This window comes from Hanstruepera marina (genome assembly GCF_019880635.1).
In the GTDB taxonomy this organism is placed as follows: domain Bacteria; phylum Bacteroidota; class Bacteroidia; order Flavobacteriales; family Flavobacteriaceae; genus Hanstruepera; species Hanstruepera marina.
In genome coordinates this window covers 928,775-950,468 of record NZ_JAINVX010000001.1, presented here as the reverse complement: position 1 = coordinate 950,468, position 21,694 = coordinate 928,775, and the positions used below count along the sequence as shown (strand labels likewise).

General features: G+C 34.5%; 33 protein-coding genes. 3 read left to right on the top strand and 30 right to left on the bottom strand.

Annotated elements, in window-relative coordinates:
- The first annotated feature begins 153 nt into the window (after positions 1 to 153).
- On the top strand, positions 154 to 639 hold the full coding sequence (locus K7G76_RS04470) for a DinB family protein (protein WP_223032987.1): 486 nt from the start codon (positions 154 to 156) through the stop codon (positions 637 to 639).
- On the opposite strand, the gene K7G76_RS04465 is transcribed toward K7G76_RS04470, so the two are convergent.
- From K7G76_RS04465 to K7G76_RS04450, 4 genes are read right to left on the bottom strand one after another with little or no spacing between them, the layout of a single operon-like run.
- Entirely contained in the window at positions 636 to 863 is a 228-nt protein-coding gene (locus tag K7G76_RS04465) for a hypothetical protein (protein WP_223032986.1), read from the bottom strand. The genes K7G76_RS04470 and K7G76_RS04465 overlap by 4 nt on opposite strands.
- 13 nt (positions 864 to 876) lie before the next feature.
- Positions 877 to 2,439 carry a T9SS type A sorting domain-containing protein gene (locus tag K7G76_RS04460; RefSeq protein ID WP_223032985.1) on the bottom strand — a complete coding sequence of 521 codons (1,563 nt, stop codon included), beginning with the start codon at positions 2,437 to 2,439 and terminating at the stop codon, positions 877 to 879.
- Positions 2,440 to 2,497: 58 nt separating this feature from the next.
- Positions 2,498 to 3,214 (bottom strand): lipoyl(octanoyl) transferase LipB, encoded by a 717-nt coding sequence (gene lipB / locus K7G76_RS04455; RefSeq protein WP_223032984.1) that lies wholly within the window; start codon positions 3,212 to 3,214, stop codon positions 2,498 to 2,500.
- Between the two features lie 29 nt (positions 3,215 to 3,243).
- Positions 3,244 to 3,402 carry a YqaE/Pmp3 family membrane protein gene (locus K7G76_RS04450; protein WP_104735715.1) on the bottom strand — a complete coding sequence of 53 codons (159 nt, stop codon included), beginning with the start codon at positions 3,400 to 3,402 and terminating at the stop codon, positions 3,244 to 3,246.
- A 140-nt stretch (positions 3,403 to 3,542) separates the two neighbouring features.
- On the opposite strand from K7G76_RS04450, the gene lysS reads away from it, so the two are divergent.
- Both lysS and K7G76_RS04440 read left to right on the top strand, forming a co-directional pair.
- Entirely contained in the window at positions 3,543 to 5,237 is a 1,695-nt protein-coding gene (gene lysS / locus K7G76_RS04445; RefSeq protein ID WP_223032983.1) for a lysine--tRNA ligase, read from the top strand.
- A 117-nt stretch (positions 5,238 to 5,354) separates the two neighbouring features.
- Positions 5,355 to 5,885 (top strand): YceI family protein, encoded by a 531-nt coding sequence (locus K7G76_RS04440; RefSeq protein WP_223032982.1) that lies wholly within the window; start codon positions 5,355 to 5,357, stop codon positions 5,883 to 5,885.
- Between the two features lie 2 nt (positions 5,886 to 5,887).
- Here the strand turns inward: K7G76_RS04440 and K7G76_RS04435 are convergent, their stop codons facing one another.
- The 26 genes from K7G76_RS04435 to rpsC all read right to left on the bottom strand — a co-directional run bounded on the left by K7G76_RS04435 (position 5,888) and on the right by rpsC (position 21,687).
- Positions 5,888 to 6,802, bottom strand: a complete 915-nt coding sequence (locus tag K7G76_RS04435) for a dimethylarginine dimethylaminohydrolase family protein (protein ID WP_223032981.1) — start codon at positions 6,800 to 6,802, stop codon at positions 5,888 to 5,890.
- 60 nt (positions 6,803 to 6,862) lie between these two features.
- Positions 6,863 to 8,149: a citrate synthase gene (locus K7G76_RS04430; RefSeq protein WP_223032980.1), complete on the bottom strand. Its 1,287-nt coding sequence runs from the start codon at positions 8,147 to 8,149 to the stop codon at positions 6,863 to 6,865.
- A 183-nt stretch (positions 8,150 to 8,332) separates the two neighbouring features.
- A complete protein-coding gene (eno, locus tag K7G76_RS04425; protein ID WP_223032979.1) occupies positions 8,333 to 9,622 on the bottom strand; it encodes a phosphopyruvate hydratase in 1,290 nt (429 codons plus the stop codon).
- Between the two features lie 148 nt (positions 9,623 to 9,770).
- Complete coding sequence (carA, locus tag K7G76_RS04420) at positions 9,771 to 10,874, bottom strand: glutamine-hydrolyzing carbamoyl-phosphate synthase small subunit (RefSeq protein ID WP_223032978.1); 1,104 nt, start codon at positions 10,872 to 10,874, stop codon at positions 9,771 to 9,773.
- A gap of 86 nt (positions 10,875 to 10,960) precedes the next feature.
- Positions 10,961 to 11,434, bottom strand: a complete 474-nt coding sequence (gene rplQ, locus K7G76_RS04415) for a 50S ribosomal protein L17 (RefSeq protein WP_223032977.1) — start codon at positions 11,432 to 11,434, stop codon at positions 10,961 to 10,963.
- 62 nt (positions 11,435 to 11,496) lie between these two features.
- Positions 11,497 to 12,489: a DNA-directed RNA polymerase subunit alpha gene (locus K7G76_RS04410; RefSeq protein ID WP_223032976.1), complete on the bottom strand. Its 993-nt coding sequence runs from the start codon at positions 12,487 to 12,489 to the stop codon at positions 11,497 to 11,499.
- 97 nt (positions 12,490 to 12,586) lie between these two features.
- Complete coding sequence (gene rpsD / locus K7G76_RS04405) at positions 12,587 to 13,192, bottom strand: 30S ribosomal protein S4 (protein ID WP_223032975.1); 606 nt, start codon at positions 13,190 to 13,192, stop codon at positions 12,587 to 12,589.
- A gap of 176 nt (positions 13,193 to 13,368) precedes the next feature.
- Positions 13,369 to 13,752, bottom strand: a complete 384-nt coding sequence (rpsK, locus tag K7G76_RS04400) for a 30S ribosomal protein S11 (protein ID WP_223032974.1) — start codon at positions 13,750 to 13,752, stop codon at positions 13,369 to 13,371.
- Between the two features lie 106 nt (positions 13,753 to 13,858).
- The gene (gene rpsM / locus K7G76_RS04395) at positions 13,859 to 14,233 is read right to left on the bottom strand and encodes a 30S ribosomal protein S13 (protein WP_223032973.1); all 375 of its coding nucleotides are present in this window, start codon (positions 14,231 to 14,233) and stop codon (positions 13,859 to 13,861) included.
- A gap of 5 nt (positions 14,234 to 14,238) precedes the next feature.
- Positions 14,239 to 14,355 carry a type B 50S ribosomal protein L36 gene (ykgO, locus tag K7G76_RS04390; RefSeq protein WP_013305171.1) on the bottom strand — a complete coding sequence of 39 codons (117 nt, stop codon included), beginning with the start codon at positions 14,353 to 14,355 and terminating at the stop codon, positions 14,239 to 14,241.
- Between the two features lie 4 nt (positions 14,356 to 14,359).
- The gene (gene infA, locus K7G76_RS04385) at positions 14,360 to 14,575 is read right to left on the bottom strand and encodes a translation initiation factor IF-1 (protein ID WP_007094967.1); all 216 of its coding nucleotides are present in this window, start codon (positions 14,573 to 14,575) and stop codon (positions 14,360 to 14,362) included.
- A 10-nt stretch (positions 14,576 to 14,585) separates the two neighbouring features.
- Positions 14,586 to 15,929 carry a preprotein translocase subunit SecY gene (secY, locus tag K7G76_RS04380; protein WP_223032972.1) on the bottom strand — a complete coding sequence of 448 codons (1,344 nt, stop codon included), beginning with the start codon at positions 15,927 to 15,929 and terminating at the stop codon, positions 14,586 to 14,588.
- 15 nt (positions 15,930 to 15,944) lie between these two features.
- Complete coding sequence (gene rplO / locus K7G76_RS04375; protein WP_223032971.1) at positions 15,945 to 16,397, bottom strand: 50S ribosomal protein L15; 453 nt, start codon at positions 16,395 to 16,397, stop codon at positions 15,945 to 15,947.
- Positions 16,398 to 16,409: 12 nt separating this feature from the next.
- Complete coding sequence (rpmD, locus tag K7G76_RS04370) at positions 16,410 to 16,592, bottom strand: 50S ribosomal protein L30 (RefSeq protein WP_104735700.1); 183 nt, start codon at positions 16,590 to 16,592, stop codon at positions 16,410 to 16,412.
- Between the two features lie 12 nt (positions 16,593 to 16,604).
- A complete protein-coding gene (gene rpsE, locus K7G76_RS04365) occupies positions 16,605 to 17,129 on the bottom strand; it encodes a 30S ribosomal protein S5 (RefSeq protein WP_103051238.1) in 525 nt (174 codons plus the stop codon).
- Positions 17,130 to 17,135: 6 nt separating this feature from the next.
- Positions 17,136 to 17,492 carry a 50S ribosomal protein L18 gene (rplR, locus tag K7G76_RS04360; RefSeq protein WP_223032970.1) on the bottom strand — a complete coding sequence of 119 codons (357 nt, stop codon included), beginning with the start codon at positions 17,490 to 17,492 and terminating at the stop codon, positions 17,136 to 17,138.
- A gap of 10 nt (positions 17,493 to 17,502) precedes the next feature.
- Positions 17,503 to 18,045, bottom strand: coding sequence for a 50S ribosomal protein L6 (gene rplF / locus K7G76_RS04355; RefSeq protein ID WP_223032969.1), 543 nt, complete (start codon positions 18,043 to 18,045; stop codon positions 17,503 to 17,505).
- A gap of 20 nt (positions 18,046 to 18,065) precedes the next feature.
- Positions 18,066 to 18,464 (bottom strand): 30S ribosomal protein S8, encoded by a 399-nt coding sequence (gene rpsH / locus K7G76_RS04350; protein WP_104735697.1) that lies wholly within the window; start codon positions 18,462 to 18,464, stop codon positions 18,066 to 18,068.
- Between the two features lie 71 nt (positions 18,465 to 18,535).
- Positions 18,536 to 18,805: a 30S ribosomal protein S14 gene (gene rpsN / locus K7G76_RS04345; protein WP_223032968.1), complete on the bottom strand. Its 270-nt coding sequence runs from the start codon at positions 18,803 to 18,805 to the stop codon at positions 18,536 to 18,538.
- Positions 18,806 to 18,808: 3 nt separating this feature from the next.
- Positions 18,809 to 19,360, bottom strand: coding sequence for a 50S ribosomal protein L5 (gene rplE / locus K7G76_RS04340; protein ID WP_223032967.1), 552 nt, complete (start codon positions 19,358 to 19,360; stop codon positions 18,809 to 18,811).
- Positions 19,361 to 19,362: 2 nt separating this feature from the next.
- Positions 19,363 to 19,674 (bottom strand): 50S ribosomal protein L24, encoded by a 312-nt coding sequence (gene rplX, locus K7G76_RS04335; protein WP_223032966.1) that lies wholly within the window; start codon positions 19,672 to 19,674, stop codon positions 19,363 to 19,365.
- 11 nt (positions 19,675 to 19,685) lie between these two features.
- On the bottom strand, positions 19,686 to 20,054 hold the full coding sequence (rplN, locus tag K7G76_RS04330) for a 50S ribosomal protein L14 (RefSeq protein ID WP_103051232.1): 369 nt from the start codon (positions 20,052 to 20,054) through the stop codon (positions 19,686 to 19,688).
- Positions 20,055 to 20,056: 2 nt separating this feature from the next.
- The gene (gene rpsQ / locus K7G76_RS04325; protein WP_040492188.1) at positions 20,057 to 20,314 is read right to left on the bottom strand and encodes a 30S ribosomal protein S17; all 258 of its coding nucleotides are present in this window, start codon (positions 20,312 to 20,314) and stop codon (positions 20,057 to 20,059) included.
- A gap of 12 nt (positions 20,315 to 20,326) precedes the next feature.
- The gene (gene rpmC / locus K7G76_RS04320; RefSeq protein WP_223032965.1) at positions 20,327 to 20,518 is read right to left on the bottom strand and encodes a 50S ribosomal protein L29; all 192 of its coding nucleotides are present in this window, start codon (positions 20,516 to 20,518) and stop codon (positions 20,327 to 20,329) included.
- Positions 20,519 to 20,530: 12 nt separating this feature from the next.
- The gene (gene rplP, locus K7G76_RS04315) at positions 20,531 to 20,950 is read right to left on the bottom strand and encodes a 50S ribosomal protein L16 (protein ID WP_223032964.1); all 420 of its coding nucleotides are present in this window, start codon (positions 20,948 to 20,950) and stop codon (positions 20,531 to 20,533) included.
- 20 nt (positions 20,951 to 20,970) lie between these two features.
- Positions 20,971 to 21,687: a 30S ribosomal protein S3 gene (rpsC, locus tag K7G76_RS04310; protein WP_104735692.1), complete on the bottom strand. Its 717-nt coding sequence runs from the start codon at positions 21,685 to 21,687 to the stop codon at positions 20,971 to 20,973.
- Positions 21,688 to 21,694 lie beyond the last annotated feature (7 nt).

The following is a 21,694-nucleotide window of genomic DNA, read 5'->3' as shown; positions in this document are numbered from 1 at the left end:
AAAAAAGCGCTTGTTGAAGAAACTGGATTTTTATAACTTATTTAATCAATATGAATTCTGGACACCAAATATTCTTAAGTTTTTTCAAAAACCTTTTCTAAAGAAATGAATTGAAAAAAACAATACAATTTAATATTAAATACACACTAACTCATGCCATCTGCAAAACAACTAGCCAATCGTTTTAGAGAAGTTTTACTAAATGGCACTTGGATTGCCAATACCAATTACAAAAAAGCCTTATCTGGCACAACTGTAAAACAAGCCACTACAAAAGTTGGTTCTCTAAATATGCTTTTAGCATTGGCTTATCATATTAATTATTATATTGAAGGCATACTTCCTGTATTTGCAGGAGGTTCTCTAACCATTAAAGATAAATACAGTTTTGACCATCCAAAAATTACAACCCAAAAAGAATGGGATGATTTATTAAACAACTTGTGGCAAAATGCAGAACGCTTTGCTAATTATGTTGAACAATTATCAGATACAGACCTAGACTTACCTTTTGTTGATGAAAAATATGGAACCTACCGAAGAAATATTGAAGGCGTTATTGAACACAGCTACTACCATTTAGGGCAAGTGTCCATAATCAAGAAAATGATTTTAGAATTAGAAGCAGAATCTAACTAACTTTTAGTAACATCAAAAGCATCATCAGGTTTAGAACTGTTATTCTTTTCAAAAGAAATTGTTTTAATCGGTTCTTTTGTTGACATTTCTATTGGCGGTTTTTTAAACGTACTGGGATGCTCAAAAGCACTTATTTTAGATTCTTGGGTGTTGCGATTCTTTGTAATGCTTCTTACTATCACAATAAGTACGACGATTGCCAATAAAATGAAAATAAATTTCATGTTGACCAAAATTCTATTCTACAATAAACTTCTTTGCCTTTAACAGGTTGTCCTTTTTAATCACTAATATGTATTGACCAGTCGCAAGACTTTGCACATTAATTTTAGTCCTATTATTTGACAACTTATTTTGAGATTGTAAAATCTGTCTACCTTGCATATCATAAACTTTTAATTCAATCGCTGAATCAGAAAAAGTAATTTCTGCAGGAAATTGCACATTAAGCATATTGGTTGCAGGATTTGGATATACTGTAAACAACTTTGTGTTTATGCTAATGTCTTCGACACTTAACTGTTGAGCATCTAGATAGTCAGGAATACCATTTCCATTTACATCGTCATCGGTAGGGTCACCATTATCATTGTAGTCTTCATCCAAGGTAATAACACCATCACCATCATCATCCATATCCAAATGGTTTGGAATACCATCATTATCTGTATCTAAAAATGTAGGTGGATTAACCCTATTATTGGAAGTTCTACCACCAAAAACAATTTCATATTCTGAAATGACTGTGTCACCATCATCGTCATCATCTTGATAGTTTGGAATACCATCACCATCCGTATCATCATCGCCTAAATCACCATTGCCATTGGCATCCTCCATATCATTAGGAATACCATCATTCTCATCGTCATTATCACAGTTAGTAAAACTTACAGTTAACTCAAATTGCGCATTATCTATAGTTGGGTTTATAACTATGGTGAAATTATTATTCCCAGAACTAATGGCAACATCACCTGAAACCGATGCATTGGATGCATCTAAAATATCAACTGTATTTTCTGAAGCATCTAAATTAAACAACCCTAGAACCCTTGTTTTATAATCATCAATATTAAACAATTCACTATTGTCATTATTTATATCACAAATGACCACATTAAAATCACCTGTTGGCTTAAAACGCCAACCTTCGTTATACGCTTCCCATTGACCAGTATTTCTATTTGGTGGTGCAATGCCTTTTGTGCCAAATTGATTTTGAATACCCAAAATGGCGCGTCCATTATTCCATGTATTACAAATAGCTTTGTTTTTAATTAACACATCTATTATTCCTGAAGACTCATGCAGTACTATTTGAGATGTTGAGAGCAGTTCATTACAATAATATTGCGGAATATCTTCATAAAAAATATAAAAACGCCTATTTGGAGATTCTCCAGAAACCCCATAATAAACACCTCCTTCGGATGAAGCAACACTATTGTCCATATCGTGATAAGGACCAAATATAGCAGAACGCGGTACATTGGCATAATCAGGAATAGGAGCAGCATTTATTTGCCAAGGATCACCTGTATTTGCCTGTGATGCATCAAAAACTATATCTCCGTTTGAACCAACTACCAGTTCAGTCTGACCTGTCAATCCATAAAAATCAAATAGGAATGGTAAATCAATAACATCTGAATAAAAATCATCACCGTTAAACTGTATGATATCTTGTTCCTGAAACTCTTGATAGGGTATAGATTCAACAGTATAATTAAAAGAATTTTGGGAGTGTGAATCGAAAAAGAAAGCTACTAAAAATAGTGACAAGTAAAACTGCTTCATAAATGTAAGTTATATTCATTTACAAATATATGAATATCTTATAACGTTTACATAAAAATCAAACTTTTGCTTCTTGAGGTTGTAATTCAGCTTCAAACAAATTAGCAAAATGCTTTAACAGCTTTTCTTTTACTTCAGCTTCATCAACTGTTTGTTTACCTAGTTCAACATTTAAAGAAGTAACTGCTTTACCACGAATACCACAAGGAATCATATTGTCAAAATAGCCTAAATCAGCATTGACGTTCAAAGCAAAGCCATGCATAGTTACCCAACGACTGGCACGAACACCCATGGCGCAAATCTTTCTGGCAAAAGGCGTTCCTACATCCAACCAAACACCTGTTTTGCCTTGGCTACGCTCGGCTTTAAGACCATATTCGGCTAATGTGAGGATAATCATTTCTTCCAAAAACCGTAGGTATTTATGAATATCGGTAAAAAAGTTATCCAAGTCCAAAATAGGATAGCCAACAATTTGTCCAGGACCATGATACGTAATATCACCTCCGCGATTAACTTTATAAAATGTGGCACCTTTTTGAGCTAATTGTTTTTCATCTACCAACAAATTAGACATATCGCCACTTTTTCCTAACGTATAAACATGTGGATGTTCGACAAACAAAAAATAGTTAGGTGTTTGTAAATTAGCATCTTCACGTCGATTTTTAATCTTGGTATCAACAATGTCTTTAAATAATGTCTCTTGATAATCCCAAGTTTCTTTGTAGTCTTTTAAGCCTAATTCCTGAATGGAAACTGTTTTATTCATAGACTACAAAATTACAACTATTTTAGCGATTAGGATTTCGGATTATTCAAAATTACCAAAGCAGCTATCACGCCAGGAACCCAGCCGCAAAGCCACAATAAAAAGACGATTAGAATTGAGCCGCAACCTCTGTCTAAAACTGCTAGTGGCGGACAAATAATTGAAAGTAAAACTCTCCAAAAACTCATGTGATTGATTTTAATTGATGATTGTACTTAATAAGTCACAAAAAATACAATTTTGTTACACGTTAATTTCAATATAATAAATTGAAAACCTAATGAATAGTGATTATCTTTGTGCCTTCAAAAAAAACACCATATAATTTATGTCGCAATTATCTGAACAAGAATTAGTACGAAGAGACAAGCTTACCAAATTACGTGAGTTAGGCATTAACCCTTATCCTGCAGATTTGTTTCCTGTGGAAGAGACTTCCAAACAGGTGAAACAGAACTTTAAGGAAGGTAAGAAGGTAGTAATTGCTGGTCGATTAATGTCGCGTCGTATTCAAGGAAATGCTAGTTTTGCTGAATTACAAGATAGTGATGGCCGAATTCAGGTGTATTTTAATCGTGATGAAATTTGTACTGGTGAAGACAAAACAAAGTACAACACCATTTACAAAAAATTGCTGGATATTGGTGATTTTATAGGTGTAGAAGGCGAGTTATTCACCACCAAAGTTGGTGAAAAAACCGTTATGGTAAAAGATTTTACCATTTTAAGTAAAGCCCTAAAACCTTTACCTCAACCACGTGTTGATGCCGATGGTAAAGTCCATGATGCTTTTACCGACCCTGAACAACGTTACAGACAGCGTTATGCAGACTTGGTTGTAAATCCACATGTTAAGGATGTATTTATGAAACGTACCAAGCTTTTTAATGCTATGCGTGATTTCTTTAACAAAGCTGGTTATTTTGAAGTTGAAACGCCAATACTTCAACCTATTCCTGGTGGTGCAGCAGCTAGACCTTTTGTCACTCATCATAATACTTTAGATATTCCATTATACATGCGAATTGCCAACGAATTGTATTTAAAGCGTTTGATTGTTGGTGGTTTTGATGGGGTTTATGAGTTTTCCAAAAACTTCCGAAATGAAGGTATGGACAGAACTCACAACCCAGAGTTTACAGCTATGGAAATTTATGTGGCTTATAAAGATTACAACTGGATGATGGATTTCTGTGAGCAACTTCTGGAATTTTGCGCTATTGCCGTTAACGGAACAACCAAAGCCACTTTTGGCAAGCATGAAATTGATTTCAAAGCACCTTATGCTCGAGTAACTATGGCTGATTCCATAAAACACTTTACAGGTTTTGATATTACCGGAAAAACAGAAGCCGAAATTCGTCAAGCTGCCAAAGATATGGACATTGAAGTAGATGATACGATGGGCAAAGGCAAACTGATTGATGAGATTTTTGGTGAAAAGTGTGAGGGCAATTACATACAACCAACTTTCATAACAGATTATCCAAAAGAAATGAGCCCGTTGTGTAAAGAGCATCGCGATAACCCTGAATTGACCGAACGTTTTGAATTGATGGTTTGTGGTAAGGAAATTGCCAATGCCTATTCTGAACTAAATGACCCTATTGACCAACGTGAGCGTTTTGAGCATCAATTAAAACTAGCAGCAAAAGGAGATGATGAAGCTACCGAGTTTATTGATTACGATTTTTTACGTGCTTTGGAATACGGAATGCCACCTACGTCGGGCATGGGAATTGGAATGGATAGACTAATCATGTTTTTGACCAATAACCAATCTATTCAGGAAGTGTTATTCTTCCCGCAAATGAAACCTGAAAAAAAACCATTGGCTATTAGTGAAGATGCTAAAGCGGTTTTGGAGATTTTAAACAAGTCTGAAAAAATGGATTTGAATGATCTAAAGGGACAATCTGGTTTAAGCAATAAAAAATGGGATAAAGCCATTAAAGACTTGACAAAAAACAAAGTTGCCAAGGTTGAAAAAACAGATGATGGTTTAATGGTTGAAGCTTTATAAGGCAACATTTAACGTAATTATAAGTCGAGGAACTACAGAAATGTAGTTCCTTTTTTTTATTTTTAAAGAAATGGAATCGTTTTTGCAACGACTAAACAAACTCTAAAACTTGACGTTATGAAAATTTTAAAAAGTGCTTTATTGGTTTATTTTATATTGGCTACAACTTATGTTGCCCAAGCACAAACCATAAATTCAAATAAATCGGAAGTTAAATTTAAAATTTCCGGAGGTGGTATTTTTACAGTCAAAGGTACATTCACAGGTATGAAAGGTGATTTTAATTTTAGTGAATCAAATATTTCAGGTTCTAGTTTTGATATTTGTATAGATGCCAAAAGTATTAATACAAAAAATGACAAACGTGATAAAGACTTGCGGTCTGCTGATTTTTTTGATGTAGAAAATTATGAGACTATCTGCTACAAATCTAACACGGTTACCAAAACCAATGATGGTTATCAAACCACAGGAGAGATGACCATACATGGGGTCACAAAAACAGTGACTATTCCATTTACTTTTAAGAACAATACATTTGAAGGTGACCTGGAGATTAATCGTTTAGATTACAAAATTGGCGAAGATTACGGTACATTTCGTGTTGGCGAAACCGCAGATGTTACAATAATTTGTAAAATAGAATAAAGTTAATCCCGTATTAATGGTAAGGTCGAGCAACGGAGTAAACCTTCTTGCTTGGCTATTTCAGCATAAGGCACTTCCTCTACTGTAATGCCTTGATTGCGCAACCATGCATTTAATCTGGTAAAGTTTTTTTCGGAAATAACAACATCTTCAGAAATTGAAAAAATATTACTGTTCATATTGTACATTTCTTCCTTATCTATCTCGAATACATTTTCTTTTCCAAAGAAATTGAGCAGCCAGTTATATTCTTCTTCAATCAAAAAACCATTTTTATGAAGAATGGCTTTCCCTTTTCCAACAGGCTGAAAGCAGCAATCCAAATGCAAAGCATTTTCCCGTGGGTTAGTATTGGACTTCCGTAAATCAAACGACTTAATTTTTTTATGAGGAAACAATTCTTGCATAGCTTCTACTGCAGCCATATTGGTTCTGGCAATTATATAATCGGAATAATCGTCGCCTCTATACGTGCCAATAAAAATATAGTCGTTATACAACATCACATCACCTCCTTCAATGTGGCAATGTTCTGGTAACCGAATTCTCTGTTCTTTGGGGACTTGCTTCCAAACATGCTCGATAGCTGTAAATTCCTCTTCTCTGTCTGGAAGAATATTGGCTTTTACAAACTTATCATCTATTACAAAAGCGATATCACGAGTGAAAATTTGGTTACAATCTTTTATAATCTCTGGACGAAATACTTGAACATCATATTTCTCAAAAACAGCTGCAACAGCTTCCATTTCTTTTACCATATCCTCTTCAAGAGGGTAAGTCCCAGCTTTTATATGTTCCAACGATTTTGGGTCGTAAGCATCTTCAATACTAGGTGTGGGTCCATTACTTTTTGCAGTTCCCAATACAACGGCTCGCAATCGTGATGTTTCGTTTTTAACATTTAGTTTTAGCATGCTGTAAATATAAAAAAAGCTTCATAGAATCTATGAAGCTTAAATATGATATTAATAGTATTAACGCTTATTGATAGCTTTAAAAGGCCTTAACGTTTCTCCAGTGTAAATTTGTCTTGGTCTACCAATTGGCTCATTGTTTAAACGCATTTCACGCCATTGCGCAATCCAACCTGGCAAACGGCCTAAAGCAAACATAACCGTAAACATATCAGTTGGTATTCCCATGGCACGGTAAATAATACCTGAATAGAAATCAACGTTTGGATATAGTTTTCTATCTACAAAGTATGAATCTTCCAAAGCCTCTTTTTCTAACCCTTTGGCTATATCTAGAATTGGATCCTCAATACCTAAATTTCCTAAAACCTCATCTGCAGATTTCTTGATGATTCTCGCTCGAGGATCAAAGTTTTTATAGACACGATGCCCGAATCCCATTAAACGGAAAGGATCTTCTTTATCTTTTGCTTTAGCCATATATTTTTTAGTGTCTCCACCATCTTCTTTTATAGCCTCTAGCATTTCTAAAACAGCCTGATTAGCACCACCGTGAAGTGGACCCCAAAGCGCAGAAATACCTGAAGATAAGGAAGCAAATAATCCAGCATGAGACGAACCAACAATTCTTACTGTTGAAGTTGAGCAGTTTTGTTCGTGATCGGCATGAAGAATTAATAATTTATCTAAAGCATCGACTACCACTGGGTCTAAATTATAATCTTCATTTGGTTGTTTGAACATCATCTTAAGAACGTTCTCAACATAGCCTAAATTCTTGTCACCATAATCTAATGGTAAACCGTGTTTTTTACGTAGAGTCCAAGCCACCAATACTGGGAATTTACCCATTATACGTACAATGGCTTTATACATGTCCTCTTCAGAATTTACATTTACTGAAGATGGATTAAATGCTGTTAAGGCACTTGTTAAAGACGCCAAAACACCCATTGGATGAGCTGATTTTGGAAAAGCATCTACAATCTTACGAACATCATCATCTACAATCGAGTGGCTTTTAATATCTGCATGAAATTTATCCAACTGCTCTTGAGTTGGCAATTCACCAAAAATCAATAAATAAGCAACCTCTAAAAAGTCAGCCTTTTCAGCTAATTCTTCAATAGAATACCCTCTGTATCTTAAAATCCCCTTTTCTCCATCTAAAAACGTAATCGCACTTGTACATGAACCTGTGTTCTTGTAACCAGGGTCTATTGTAACTACACCATTGGTAGCACTTCGTAATGACTTTATATCAATAGCAACTTCATCTTCAGTTCCTTTAACTAATGGAAAATCGTATTTTTGACCGTTAATTTCTATTGTAGCTTTATCTGACATATTCTTTATAAAATTTTTGATATTTAGGTGTCGAATTTGACGCTACTAAAATACGAAATATCTCACGATATATAAAGAATACAGAAAGGATTTATCAATTTTGATATTACTAAAATTTATTATCACAAAAAAAGCGATTACCAGTAAATAGTAATCGCTTAAAACTATAAAATTGTAAAGGTTTTACTTAACCTTAAATGCTTTTTCTTGAGGATAATAAGCCACATGCCCTAGTTCTTCCTCTATACGTAACAATTGATTGTATTTAGCCATACGATCGCTACGTGAAGCCGAACCTGTTTTAATTTGTCCTGTGTTTAAAGCCACAGCTAGATCGGCAATGGTATTGTCTTCTGTTTCGCCAGAACGATGCGACATTACAGAAGTATAACCTGCATTATGCGCCATATTTACAGCTGCAATGGTTTCGGTTAATGTTCCTATTTGATTTACTTTTATAAGAATAGAATTAGCAATACTATTTTCAATACCTCGAGATAAACGTTCTACGTTAGTCACAAATAAATCATCACCTACTAACTGAACCTTATCGCCTACTTTTTCGGTTAGGTATTTCCAACCGTCCCAATCGTTTTCGTCCATCCCATCTTCAATTGATATTATTGGATACTTTTCACATAATTCAGCTAAATAATTAGCTTGTTCCTGACTGGTTCTTATCTGACCTTTATCTCCTTCAAACTTGGTATAATCATATTTCCCATCAATATAGAATTCCGCTGAAGCGCAATCTAAAGCAATCATCACATCATTACCCAATTGATATCCTGCTTTTTCAACCGCTTTAGCAATGGTATCCAAAGCGTCTTCGGTTCCATCTAAAGTTGGGGCAAAACCACCTTCATCACCTACGGCTGTGCTCAAACCTCTATCATGCAATACTTTTTTCAAGTTATGGAAAATCTCGGTTCCCATTTGCATAGCATGGGTGAAATTTTTAGACTTTACGGGCATAATCATAAATTCTTGAAATGCAATTGGAGCATCGGAATGCGAACCTCCATTGATGATGTTCATCATTGGAACCGGAAGTGTATTTGCCGAAACACCACCTACATAACGATACAAAGGTTGACCTAGCTCGTTTGCAGCAGCTTTTGCAGCAGCAAGAGAAACACCCAAAATAGCATTAGCCCCTAATTTTGATTTATTTAGCGTGCCATCTAAATCAATCATCATTTGATCAATCATATTCTGTTCAAAAACAGAAACACCAAGTAATTCTTGAGCAATAACAGTGTTAACATTATTAACTGCTTGAGAAACACCTTTACCCATAAAAGCAGAACCGCCATCTCTTAACTCTACAGCTTCATGTTCTCCAGTTGATGCACCAGATGGAACAGCTGCTCGTCCCATGATACCGTTTTCGGTAACAACATCAACTTCAACTGTTGGGTTACCACGTGAATCTAAAATTTGTCTTGCGTGAATATCAATTATAATGCTCATTTAGTTGATTTTTTAATTGGATTACAAATTTACAAAATACTCTTACTAAAGCATATTCTTTATATGAGTATTGTATTAAATTCTTACGATAATGTTTTCGTAATAAAAAAACCTCAAAGAAACTTGAAATTCTTTGAGGCTTTTCAATTTATGCGTTTTTGATGTTTTCTATAAACTGATCAAAAAGATAGGTTGAATCATTTGGTCCAGGACTAGCTTCTGGATGATATTGTACAGAAAAACAGTTTTTAGATTTCATCTTAATTCCTGCAACTGTATGATCATTTAGATGTACATGAGTTATTTCTACATCAGGATGCTTTTCAGTTTCTTCTCGATTGATAGCAAAACCATGGTTTTGCGAGGTAATTTCACCCTTTCCTGTTACTTTATTGATAACTGGATGATTTATTCCTCGGTGTCCATGATGCATTTTGTAAGTTGAAATACCATTAGCTAGAGCAATAACCTGATGCCCTAAACAAATTCCAAACAGTGGTAAATTCCTGCTTATAACTTCCTTTGCCACAGCTTGAGCTTCAACCAATGGTTCAGGATCACCTGGTCCATTAGACAAGAAATACCCATCTGGTTCGAATGCCTCTAAATCTTCAAATTTAGAGTTATATGGAAAAACTTTAATGTAAGCATCACGTTTGGCCAGATTACGTAGAATATTCTTTTTTACACCAATATCCAAAGCAGCAATTTTATACTTGGCATTTTCATCACCAAAATAATAAGGGGCTTTAGTTGATACTTTTGAAGCCAACTCCAAACCTTCCATATTTGGTACGTCTGCCAACTGCTTTTTTAGACCATCAATATTATCAACATCTGTTGAAATTACTGCATTCATAGCACCATTATCTCTGATATATGATACTAAAGCTCTGGTATCAACATCTGAAATAGCCAAAACATTATGCTTTTCAAAAAATTGCTCAAGGTTTCCTTCAGCTGAAGGTCTAGAATAGTTAAAACTGAAATTTTTACAAATTAATCCTGAAATCTTAATTGAATCAGATTCTATTTCATCTTCATGCGTTCCATAATTCCCTATATGCGCATTCGTAGTTACCATAAGCTGCCCAAAGTAGGAAGGATCGGTAAATATTTCCTGATAACCTGTTGTTCCCGTATTGAAACATACTTCGCCAAAAGCAGTTCCTTTTTTGCCAATTGATTTGCCGTGAAATATAGTTCCATCTGCAAGTAGAACTATAGCTTTGTCTCGTTTGTTGTATTTCATTTCTAAAAAAAGGTTTTGCAAAATTGCATAAAAAAAAGGATAACCTAAAATAGATTATCCTTTATATTTTAAATGCTTATTAACATTTATTCTTCTTCGTTTGTTGCTTGAGTCTCAACTGGAGCAGCAGCGGCAGGTTTTGAGCCTCCTCGTCTACTTCTACGCGTTGTTTTCTTCTTCGCTTTATCTGCGTTATAGATTTCGTTGTAGTCAACTAATTCTATCATAGCCATATCAGCGTTATCACCTAAACGATTTCCTAATTTAATAATTCTGGTGTAACCTCCTGGTCTATCACCAACTTTAGGGGCAACTTCTCTGAATAATTCAGCAACAGCTTCTTTTTGTCTTAAACGCGACATAACAATACGTCTGTTATGTGTTGTATCTTCTTTAGACTTAGTTACTAAAGGCTCAACAAATTGCTTTAAAGCTTTAGCTTTGGCAACGGTTGTATTAATACGCTTGTGCTCTATTAAAGAACAAGCCATATTGGCTAACATTGCTTTTCTGTGAGCTGTTTTTCTACCTAAATGATTCGTTTTTTTTCCGTGTCTCATGACGTTTGTTTTATCATCTTGCTACCAAACCACGCCATTGCGTGGGAGCAAAATATGATTAATTAATCTTTATCTAACTTATATTTTGATAAATCCATCCCGAAATTCAATCCTTTAACGTTTACAAGCTCTTCAAGCTCTGTTAAAGATTTTTTACCGAAGTTACGGAACTTCATTAAATCGTTTTTGTTGAATGATACTAAATCACCTAAAGTATCAACTTCTGCTGCTTTTAAACAATTTAATGCACGAACAGAAAGATCCATATCAACTAATTTCGTTTTTAATAGTTGTCTCATGTGAAGGGATTCTTCATCATAAGTTTCAGTCTGTGCAATTTCATCAGCTTCTAATGTAATACGCTCATCAGAGAATAACATGAAGTGATGAATTAATGTTTTAGCGGCTTCAGTTAACGCATCTTGTGGGTTAATAGAACCATCTGTAATGATTTCGAAAACTAATTTTTCGTAATCTGTTTTTTGCTCTACACGATAATTTTCAATGCTATACTTAACATTTTTAATTGGTGTGTAGATTGAATCTGTAAAGATTGTTCCTATTGGAGCTGAAGCTTTTTTGTTTTCTTCTGCTGGAACATAACCTCTTCCTTTTTCAATGGTAATTTCCATATTGATGTTCACTTTAGGATCTAAATTACAGATTACTAATTCTGAATTTAATACTTGGAATCCTGAAATAAACTTTTGGAAATCGCCCGCTGTAATTTGTTCTTGACCCGAAATAGAAATAGAAACTGATTCGTTGTCTACATCTTCGATTTGTCTTTTAAAACGGATTTGTTTTAAATTTAAAATCATTTCAGTAACATCTTCAACAACACCTGCTATTGTAGAGAACTCGTGATCTACACCTTCAATTCTAACCGATGTGATTGCAAAACCTTCTAAAGAAGACAATAAAACTCTTCTTAATGCATTTCCAACTGTTAAACCATAACCTGGTTCTAAAGGTCTAAATTCGAATTTCCCTTCAAAGTCAGTTGAATCAATCATGATTACTTTGTCGGGTTTTTGAAAACTAAATACTGCCATATTATTTCTTCGTTTTAATTGTTATTTAGTTGCGCGGTTTAAAAGTTTGAAGAAGTACCAATAAACCCTTTGGCTAAATACCAATGTTTTTAAATTATTATTTAGAGTATAATTCGACGATGAATTGCTCGTTGATATTTTCTGGAATCTGAATTCTTGCAGGAACCGATACATAAGTTCCTTCCTTCGTGTCATTATTCCAAGTAATCCATTCGTACACGTTACTTGAGTTTGCTAATGAATTAGTAATTGATTCAAGTGATTTTGATTTTTCTCTTACTGCAACAACATCACCAGCTTTTAATTGGTAAGATGGGATATTTACGATTTCACCGTTTACAGTAATGTGTCTATGCGATACTAATTGTCTTGCACCACTTCTTGAAGGAGACATGCCCATTCTGAAAACAACGTTATCTAAACGCGATTCACATAATTGTAGCAACACCTCACCAGTAATTCCAGGAGCAGCTGTTGCTTTTTTGAACATGTTTCTGAATTGACGCTCTAAAATACCGTAAGTGTATTTTGCTTTTTGTTTTTCCATTAATTGGATAGCGTATTCAGATTTTTTACCACGACGCTTGTTTGCACCATGTTGACCTGGAGGATAATTTCTCTTTTCAAAAGACTTATCTTCTCCATAAATAGCTTCACCAAATTTACGAGCTATTTTAGTTTTAGGACCAGTATATCTTGCCATTTTATAAAATTAAATTATGAGAGTGATTATGAATTAAGGTCTTAATCTTATCCTTCGATAATCGTTGGTCTCTCGTTGATACTTGTTTATTATTTTTTTCGGTTTGCAAATTTACGTATAAAAAAATTAATATCAACCGTTTAAACAGTTGATATTAATGATTCTAATAATGTAAATTATACTCTTCTACGTTTTGGAGGTCTACAACCATTATGTGGTAATGGTGTAACATCAATAATTTCTGTTACCTCTATACCTGCATTGTGAATTGAACGAATAGCAGATTCTCTACCATTTCCAGGACCTTTAACATAAACTTTTACTTTCTTTAATCCAGCTTCTTGTGCAACTGCCGCAGCATCTTCTGCAGCTAATTGTGCAGCATAAGGTGTGTTCTTTTTAGATCCACGGAATCCCATTTTACCAGCTGAAGACCATGAAATTACATCGCCTTTTTTGTTTGTAAGAGAGATGATGATGTTGTTAAAAGAAGCTGTTACGTGTGCTTCACCAATTGCATCTACAATTACTTTACGTTTTTTAGTACTTGACTTTGCCATATTTTTTAAGTTTCTAGTTGTTAGTTTTTAGTTGTTAGAATCCTAAACATTGCTATTTCAAACAGATTCATCTAACCTCTAAACTCTAATGACTATTGTCTAATTTTTATTTAGTTGCCATTTTTTTGTTAGCAACAGTTTTTCTTCTACCTTTTCTTGTTCTAGAGTTGTTTTTAGTACGTTGTCCTCTTAATGGAAGACCAGCTCTATGACGTATACCTCTGTAACATCCAATATCCATTAATCTCTTAATGTTTAATTGTGTTTCAGAACGTAATTCACCTTCAATAGTGTAAGATCCTACAGCTTCACGAATGTTTCCAATTTCGTCATCTGTCCAATCTTGAACTTTAGTACTTTCATCAACTTTAGCAGTAGCTAAAATTTCTTTTGCTCTACTTTTACCTATTCCATAGATATAGGTAAGTGAGATTACTCCTCTTTTGTTTTTTGGTATGTCTACACCTGCAATTCTTGCCATAATAATTAACCTTGTCTTTGTTTGAATCTAGGATTCTTTTTGTTAATGACGTAAAGTCTACCTTTTCTGCGGACGATCTTACAGTCTGCACTTCTCTTTTTTACTGATGCTCTTACTTTCATCGTATTAGTATCTATAAGTTATTCGAGCCTTTGTTAAATCGTACGGGCTCATTTCTAATTTTACTTTATCTCCTGGTAATAACTTAATGTAATGCATACGCATTTTACCAGATATATGTGCTGTCACAATGTGACCATTTTCTAATTCAACACGAAACATAGCATTTGATAATGCTTCTATAATTGTTCCGTCTTGTTCTATTGCTGCCTGTTTTGCCATAGTATATATATTAAGCTACTGCTTTTCTATTTTTACCTGTTTTCATCAAGCCGTCATAGTGTCTATTCAACAAGTATGAATTTACTTGTTGCATAGTGTCAATTGCAACTCCAACCATAATTAATAATGATGTCCCTCCGAAAAATAAAGCCCATCCAGATTGTACATTCATTAGCTTAACAATAATTGCAGGGAACACAGCAATAAGCGCTAAAAATATTGAACCTGGTAAGGTTATTTGAGACATAATCTTATCTAAATATTCAGATGTTTCACTCCCTGGACGAATACCAGGAATAAAACCACCGCTTCGCTTTAAGTCGTCTGCCATTTTATTGGTAGGTACCGTAATTGCCGTGTAAAAATATGTAAACACAATAATTAAAAAAGCAAATACTACATTATACCAAAACCCAAAAATATCTGCAAAGTTAGCTTGCATCCACAGTCCAGCAGAAGTCTCCTTTAAGAAAGATGAACCACCTATTAAACTTGGAACAAACATAATGGCTTGTGCAAAAATGATTGGCATTACACCAGACGCATTTAATTTTAAAGGAATATATTGTCTAGATCCAAAAACATTCTTTTCATAACCACCAGATGCTGTACGTCTTGCGTATTGTACTGCAATTTTTCTTACTGCCATTACTAGCATAACTGAAGCTAGAATGATTAATAACCAGATTACCAATTCAAAAAGAATTAGCATCACGCTATTAGTTTCTAATCTAGACGATGCATTTAATAAGAAGTTTTTTGGTAAGGTTGCAATAATACCCACCATAATCAATAACGAAATACCATTACCAATACCCTTATCTGTAATTTTTTCTCCTAACCACATCGCGAAGATACAGCCTGTTACTAAAATAATAACAGATGAAAAATAGAATAAGGTACCTTGACCTAATAAAAAGGCCGAAGTTGGAATTCCTAAAGCCGGTAAACTTGCTAAATAGCCTGGTGCTTGAACCAAACAAATTGCAATGGTTAACCATCGTGTAATTTGATTAATTTTCTTCTGACCACTAGCACCTTCTTTTTGTAATTTTTGTAGGTAAGGAATAGCTATTCCCATTAATTGTACAACAATAGAAGCTGATATATATGGCATAATTCCTAAAGCAAATACAGAAGCGTTAGCAAAAGCACCTCCTGTAAAAGCATTTAATAAACCTAACAACCCATCTTCTGTACTACCTTGTAATCCTTCTAATTGCGCAGCATCAATACCAGGTAAAACTACTTGTGCACCAAAACGGTAAACCAATAACAGACTTAATGTTACTATAATTCTGTTTCTTAGTTCTTCTATTTTCCAAACATTTTTTAATGTCTCTATAAATTTCATGCGCTTATATGGGGATTATAAAGTTACAGCTTCTCCTCCAGCAGCTTCAATAGCAGCTTTTGCCGATGCAGTAAACTTATGTGCTGTTACTGTTAATTTAGCTTTTAATTCACCTCTTCCTAAAATCTTAACAAGATCGTTCTTGCCAACTAGGTTTAAAGCCATTAATGTGTCTAAATCTACAGTATCTTTTATTTTCTTGTCATCTACCATTAGTTGTAAAGTATCTAAATTTACACCTTGATACTCTACACGATTGATATTTGTAAAGCCAAACTTAGGCACACGTCTTTGAAGCGGCATTTGACCACCTTCAAAACCAATTTTCTTTGAATAACCAGAACGCGACTTTGCTCCTTTGTGACCACGTGTTGCAGTACCACCTTTTCCAGAACCTTGTCCTCTACCTACTCGTTTACCTTGACTTTTAACTGAACCCTCTGCAGGTTTTAAATTACTTAAATCCATTTCAGTGTTTTATTATTTTGTTTCTTCAACAGAAACTAAATGTGAAACTTTAGCAACCATACCAAGGATATTTGGTGTGGCATCGTGCTCTACTACTTGACCAATCTTTTTAAGACCTAAAGCTTCTAATGTTAGCTTTTGTCTTTTAGTACGATTGATTGCACTTCTTACTTTTTTAACTTTAATCTTTGCCATCGTTTTCCTTTATTATCCTTTAAAAACTTTTTCAAGAGAAATTCCTCTGTCACGAGCAATTGTTCTTGCATCTCTTAATTGTAATAAAGCATCAAAAGTTGCTTTTACAACATTATGTGGGTTAGATGAACCTTGAGATTTTGATAATACATCGTGTACACCTACTGCTTCAAGTACTGTTCTTACAGCACCACCAGCAATAACTCCTGTACCAGGAGCTGCAGGAATGATGTTTACTCTTGCTCCACCATATTTACCTTTTTGTTCGTGAGGTAAGGTTCCTTTTACGATTGGTATACGCACTAAATTTTTCTTGGCGTCTTCAACAGCTTTTGCAATTGCACTAGCCACATCTTTAGATTTCCCTAATCCGTGACCAACAACTCCAGCTTCGTCACCAACAACAACTATTGCTGAAAATCCGAATGCTCTACCACCTTTAGTTACCTTTGTAACTCTTTGTACTCCAACTAAACGATCTTTAAGATCTAATCCACTTGGTTTTACTAGCTCTGCGCTTTTGTATTTCTGATACATAATTTCTTAGAATTTAAGTCCTGCTTCTCTAGCACCTTCTGCTAATGATTTTACTCTTCCGTGATATAAATAACCTCCTCTATCAAAAGAGATTGTTTCTACACCTGCTTTAAGGGCTTTTTCAGCAACAGCTTTTCCTACTAATGCAGCAACTTCTGTTTTTGTACCTTTTGCAGAACTAATGTCTTTATCTCTTGAAGATGCAGCACTGATAGTTTTACCAGTAACGTCATCAACTATTTGAGCATAAATTTCTTTATTACTTCTAAAAACAGATAATCTTGGTCTAGCTTCAGTACCTGAAACTATTTTACGAACTCTGTTCTTAATTCTTAATCGTCTTTCGTTCTTTGTTAATGCCATAACTTAATTATTAAGCTGATTTACCTGCTTTTCTTCTTATTTGTTCACCAACAAACTTCACACCTTTACCTTTGTAAGGTTCTGGTTTTCTAAATCCGCGTATTTTGGCTGCAACTTGTCCAACCAATTGCTTATCGTGAGAAGTTAGTTTTACTATAGGGTTCTTTCCTTTTTCTGATACCGTTTCTACTTTAACTTCAGGAGCTAAATCTAAAATGATATTATGCGAAAAACCTAAAGCTAAATCTAGTTTTTGACCTTGATTTGTTGCTCTATATCCAACACCTACTAACTCTAACTCTTTTGTCCATCCTTTAGATACACCTTCAATCATATTGAAAATAAGTGCTCTATAAAGACCATGTTTAGCTTTATCTTCTTTTTTATCTGAAGAACGCTCAACTAAAACATTTCCTTCTTCAACTTTGATAGATACGTTTGAAAATTCTTGAGTTAACTCACCTAATTTTCCTTTTACTGTAACTATGTTATCGTTGACTTCAACTGTAACTCCTTCTGGAATTGCTACTGGGTTATTACCTATTCTTGACATGTCTTATAGTCTTTTTAAAATTAGTAAACGTAACAAAGTACTTCACCTCCAACATTTTCTCTTTGAGCTTGTTTTCCAGTCATTACACCATGGGAGGTAGAAACGATTGCAATACCAAGACCATTAAGAATTCTAGGAAGTTCTTTTGAACTTGCGTACTTACGTAAACCTGGTTTACTTATTCTTTGAATCTTCTTAATTACAGGTTCTTTAGTTTCCTTGTTGTACTTAAGCGCTATCTTGATAGTCCCTTGTACAGCTGAATCTTCGAATTTGTAACTTAAAATATATCCTTGATCGAATAATATTTTAGTGATTTCTTTTTTAAGATTAGATGCAGGAATCTCAACCACTCTGTGGTTAGCACGCACTGCGTTTCTAATTCTTGTTAAATAATCCGCTATTGGATCTGTATACATAGTTATAAATTTGCGGTAACGGTTTTTAATTACGACTATCGGAATTAAACCTGAAACCAATTAATAATTTTTTACCAACTTGCTTTTTTAACACCAGGGATTAATCCTTGGTTAGCCATTTCTCTGAACAATACACGAGAAATACCAAATGTTCTCATATAACCTTTTGGTCTTCCTGTTAATTTGCAACGGTTGTGCATACGTACAGGAGAAGCATTTTTTGGTAATTTTTGTAATGCTTCATAATCGCCAGCTTCTTTTAAAGCTTTGCGTTTTTCAGCATACTTTGCTACCGTTTTTGCTCTTTTTACCTCACGGGCTTTCATTGATTCTTTAGCCATATCTTAATTCTTTTGAAAAGGTAATCCTAATTCGGTTAATAATGATTTTGCTTCTTTATCAGTTTCTGCAGAAGTTACAAATGTAATATCCATACCAGAAATCTTGTTTACCTTATCGATATCAATCTCTGGGAATATAATTTGCTCGGTTATACCTAAATTGTAATTACCTCTTCCGTCAAATCCTGTAGCTTTAATTCCATTAAAATCTCTTACACGTGGTAAGGCTGATGTAATTAAACGGTCTAAAAATTCGTACATTCTTTCTCCTCTTAACGTAACTTTTGCTCCAATTGGCATACCTTTACGTAATTTGAATGATGCAACGTCTTTTTTAGACATTGTTGCTATAGCTTTTTGTCCTGTTATAGTTGTTAATTCTTCAACGGCGTGATCAATTAACTTTTTGTCTGCAACTGCTGCACCAACTCCTTTAGATAAAACTATCTTTTGAAGTTTTGGCACTTGCATAACATTACTATAACCAAATTCGTCTGTAAGAGCTGCAATTACTCTGCTTTTATACTCTTCTTTAAGTCTCGGTGAATATGCCATAACTATATTACTTCATTTGATTTTTTGGAAAATCTCACTTTTTTATCGCCTTCCATTCTGTATCCAACTCGTGTCTCTTCACCATTTGATGTCAATAACGATAAGTTAGAAATATGAATAGCCGCTTCTTTTTCCACGATTCCTCCTTGAGGACTTTGCGCACTTGGTTTCATGTGTTTTTTCACCAAGTTTACACCCTCAACAATCGCCTTGTTCTTATCTATTAATACTTGAAGTACTTTACCTTCAGATCCTTTATGATCTCCAGCTATTACTTTTACAGTATCTCCTGATTTAATTTTAAGCTTTGTCATTTTATTTTTCATTAAAGCACTTCAGGTGCTAATGATACAATTTTCATGAATTGTTTATCACGAAGTTCTCTAGCAACAGGACCAAAAACACGTGTGCCTCTCATTTCACCCGTTGGGTTTAATAACACACATGCATTATCATCAAAACGGATATAAGATCCGTCTGGTCTTCTTACTTCTTTTCTAGTACGTACAACTACTGCAGTAGAAACAGCTCCTTTTTTAATGTTTCCATTAGGAGTTGCATCTTTAACAGAAACAACAATTTTGTCTCCTACAGAAGCGTATCTTCTTTTTGTACCACCTAATACGCGAATAGTTAAAACTTCTTTCGCTCCGGTGTTATCAGCTACTTTTAATCTTGATTCAGTCTGTACCATAATTACTTCGCTCTTTCAATTATTTCAACTAATCTCCAACATTTAGATTTACTCATAGGTCTTGTTTCCATGATCTTTACAGTATCTCCAATGTTACAATCGTTTGTCTCGTCGTGCGCAACATATTTCTTTGTCTTTAACACGAACTTTCCATACATAGGGTGTTTTACTTTCTTAACTTCAGAAACTACAATAGATTTCTGCATTTTATTACTAGTAACAATTCCTATACGTTCTTTTCTTAAATTTCTTGTTTCCATCTTTCTGCAGAATTATTGTAATTCTCTTTTTGTTAATTCTGTCGCAATTCTAGCTATAGTTCTTCTTACTGAACGTAACTGAATTGGATTCTCTAGAGGAGAAATTGCATGAGCCAATTTCATTTCTGAATAACTCTTTTTTGTCTCACCAAGTTTCTCTTGTAACTCAGCTACTGATAATTCTTTTACTTCTGATTGTTTCATCGTATAAATAAATTATGCTTCGTAATCTCTAGCAATTATAAATTTAGTTTTAACTGGCAACTTTTGCGCAGCTAAACGTAATGCTTCTTTAGCAACATCTAACGGTACACCACCTACTTCAAAAAGTATACGGCCTGGCTTAACAACAGCTGCCCAATATTCAACGGCACCTTTACCTTTACCCATACGTACTTCAAGAGGTTTCTTTGTAATAGGCTTGTCTGGAAATATTTTAATCCAGATAGATCCTTCCCTTTTCATGTAACGAGTAGCAGCAATACGCGCAGCTTCAATCTGACGTGCTGTAATAAAACTTGAGTCTAACGACTTTATACCAAAGGTTCCACTTGATAAACGATGCCCTCTTCCGGCATTACCTTTCATGCGACCCTTTTGTTGCTTACGAAATTTTGTTCTTTTAGGCTGTAACATGCTTTCTTTTCTTTAAAAAATTACTTTCTACGACGTGATTTGTTATCTCTTCCACCACGTCCACCTTTTCCTTGCTTTTTAGATAAACCAACAAGCGGAGAAAGTTCTCTTTTACCATATACTTCACCTTTCATGATCCATACTTTAACACCTAATCTACCGTAAGTAGTATGTGCCTCAACTAAAGCATAATCAATATCGGCTCTAAACGTTGATAAAGGAATACGTCCTTCTTTGTAGTGCTCGCTACGTGCCATTTCGGCACCATTTAAACGACCACTGATTTGGATTTTAATTCCTTCAGCATTCATGCGCATTGTAGCAGCGATAGCCATTTTTATTGCACGACGGTAAGAAATTCTGTTTTCTATTTGACGAGCAATACTTGATGCTACTAAAAATGCATCTAGTTCAGGTCTTTTGATTTCAAAAATGTTGATCTGAACTTCTTTTCCGGTAATTTTCTTAAGTTCTTCTTTTAACTTGTCTACCTCTTGACCGCCTTTACCAATAATGATACCAGGACGAGCCGTTGTGATAGTAACGGTTACAAGTTTTAAAGTTCTTTCTATAATTACTCTAGAAACACTAGCTTTAGATAGACGTGCGTGAACGTACTTTCTGATCTTATCGTCTTCGGCAAGTTTATCGCCATAATCATTTCCTCCGTACCAGTTAGATTCCCATCCTCTGATAATTCCTAAACGATTTCCGATTGGATTTGTTTTTTGTCCCATATCTCTA

Bases quoted from the DNA above. Each gene is read 5' to 3' on its own strand.
- K7G76_RS04470 (WP_223032987.1), top strand. From the start codon at position 154: ATGCCATCTGCAAAACAACTAGCCAATCGTTTTAGAGAAGTTTTACTA.
- K7G76_RS04465 (WP_223032986.1), bottom strand. From the start codon at position 863: ATGAAATTTATTTTCATTTTATTGGCAATCGTCGTACTTATTGTGATA.
- K7G76_RS04460 (WP_223032985.1), bottom strand. From the start codon at position 2,439: ATGAAGCAGTTTTACTTGTCACTATTTTTAGTAGCTTTCTTTTTCGAT.
- lipB (WP_223032984.1), bottom strand. From the start codon at position 3,214: ATGAATAAAACAGTTTCCATTCAGGAATTAGGCTTAAAAGACTACAAA.
- K7G76_RS04450 (WP_104735715.1), bottom strand. From the start codon at position 3,402: ATGAGTTTTTGGAGAGTTTTACTTTCAATTATTTGTCCGCCACTAGCA.
- lysS (WP_223032983.1), top strand. From the start codon at position 3,543: ATGTCGCAATTATCTGAACAAGAATTAGTACGAAGAGACAAGCTTACC.
- K7G76_RS04440 (WP_223032982.1), top strand. From the start codon at position 5,355: ATGAAAATTTTAAAAAGTGCTTTATTGGTTTATTTTATATTGGCTACA.
- K7G76_RS04435 (WP_223032981.1), bottom strand. From the start codon at position 6,802: ATGCTAAAACTAAATGTTAAAAACGAAACATCACGATTGCGAGCCGTT.
- K7G76_RS04430 (WP_223032980.1), bottom strand. From the start codon at position 8,149: ATGTCAGATAAAGCTACAATAGAAATTAACGGTCAAAAATACGATTTT.
- eno (WP_223032979.1), bottom strand. From the start codon at position 9,622: ATGAGCATTATAATTGATATTCACGCAAGACAAATTTTAGATTCACGT.
- carA (WP_223032978.1), bottom strand. From the start codon at position 10,874: ATGAAATACAACAAACGAGACAAAGCTATAGTTCTACTTGCAGATGGA.
- rplQ (WP_223032977.1), bottom strand. From the start codon at position 11,434: ATGAGACACGGAAAAAAAACGAATCATTTAGGTAGAAAAACAGCTCAC.
- K7G76_RS04410 (WP_223032976.1), bottom strand. From the start codon at position 12,489: ATGGCAGTATTTAGTTTTCAAAAACCCGACAAAGTAATCATGATTGAT.
- rpsD (WP_223032975.1), bottom strand. From the start codon at position 13,192: ATGGCAAGATATACTGGTCCTAAAACTAAAATAGCTCGTAAATTTGGT.
- rpsK (WP_223032974.1), bottom strand. From the start codon at position 13,752: ATGGCAAAGTCAAGTACTAAAAAACGTAAAGTAATTGTAGATGCAATT.
- rpsM (WP_223032973.1), bottom strand. From the start codon at position 14,233: ATGGCAAGAATTGCAGGTGTAGACATACCAAAAAACAAAAGAGGAGTA.
- ykgO (WP_013305171.1), bottom strand. From the start codon at position 14,355: ATGAAAGTAAGAGCATCAGTAAAAAAGAGAAGTGCAGACTGTAAGATC.
- infA (WP_007094967.1), bottom strand. From the start codon at position 14,575: ATGGCAAAACAGGCAGCAATAGAACAAGACGGAACAATTATAGAAGCA.
- secY (WP_223032972.1), bottom strand. From the start codon at position 15,929: ATGAAATTTATAGAGACATTAAAAAATGTTTGGAAAATAGAAGAACTA.
- rplO (WP_223032971.1), bottom strand. From the start codon at position 16,397: ATGGATTTAAGTAATTTAAAACCTGCAGAGGGTTCAGTTAAAAGTCAA.
- rpmD (WP_104735700.1), bottom strand. From the start codon at position 16,592: ATGGCAAAGATTAAAGTTAAAAAAGTAAGAAGTGCAATCAATCGTACT.
- rpsE (WP_103051238.1), bottom strand. From the start codon at position 17,129: ATGTATCAGAAATACAAAAGCGCAGAGCTAGTAAAACCAAGTGGATTA.
- rplR (WP_223032970.1), bottom strand. From the start codon at position 17,492: ATGGCATTAACAAAGAACGAAAGACGATTAAGAATTAAGAACAGAGTT.
- rplF (WP_223032969.1), bottom strand. From the start codon at position 18,045: ATGTCAAGAATAGGTAATAACCCAGTAGCAATTCCAGAAGGAGTTACA.
- rpsH (WP_104735697.1), bottom strand. From the start codon at position 18,464: ATGTATACAGATCCAATAGCGGATTATTTAACAAGAATTAGAAACGCA.
- rpsN (WP_223032968.1), bottom strand. From the start codon at position 18,805: ATGGCTAAAGAATCAATGAAAGCCCGTGAGGTAAAAAGAGCAAAAACG.
- rplE (WP_223032967.1), bottom strand. From the start codon at position 19,360: ATGGCATATTCACCGAGACTTAAAGAAGAGTATAAAAGCAGAGTAATT.
- rplX (WP_223032966.1), bottom strand. From the start codon at position 19,674: ATGACAAAGCTTAAAATTAAATCAGGAGATACTGTAAAAGTAATAGCT.
- rplN (WP_103051232.1), bottom strand. From the start codon at position 20,054: ATGGTACAGACTGAATCAAGATTAAAAGTAGCTGATAACACCGGAGCG.
- rpsQ (WP_040492188.1), bottom strand. From the start codon at position 20,314: ATGGAAACAAGAAATTTAAGAAAAGAACGTATAGGAATTGTTACTAGT.
- rpmC (WP_223032965.1), bottom strand. From the start codon at position 20,518: ATGAAACAATCAGAAGTAAAAGAATTATCAGTAGCTGAGTTACAAGAG.
- rplP (WP_223032964.1), bottom strand. From the start codon at position 20,950: ATGTTACAGCCTAAAAGAACAAAATTTCGTAAGCAACAAAAGGGTCGC.
- rpsC (WP_104735692.1), bottom strand. From the start codon at position 21,687: ATGGGACAAAAAACAAATCCAATCGGAAATCGTTTAGGAATTATCAGA.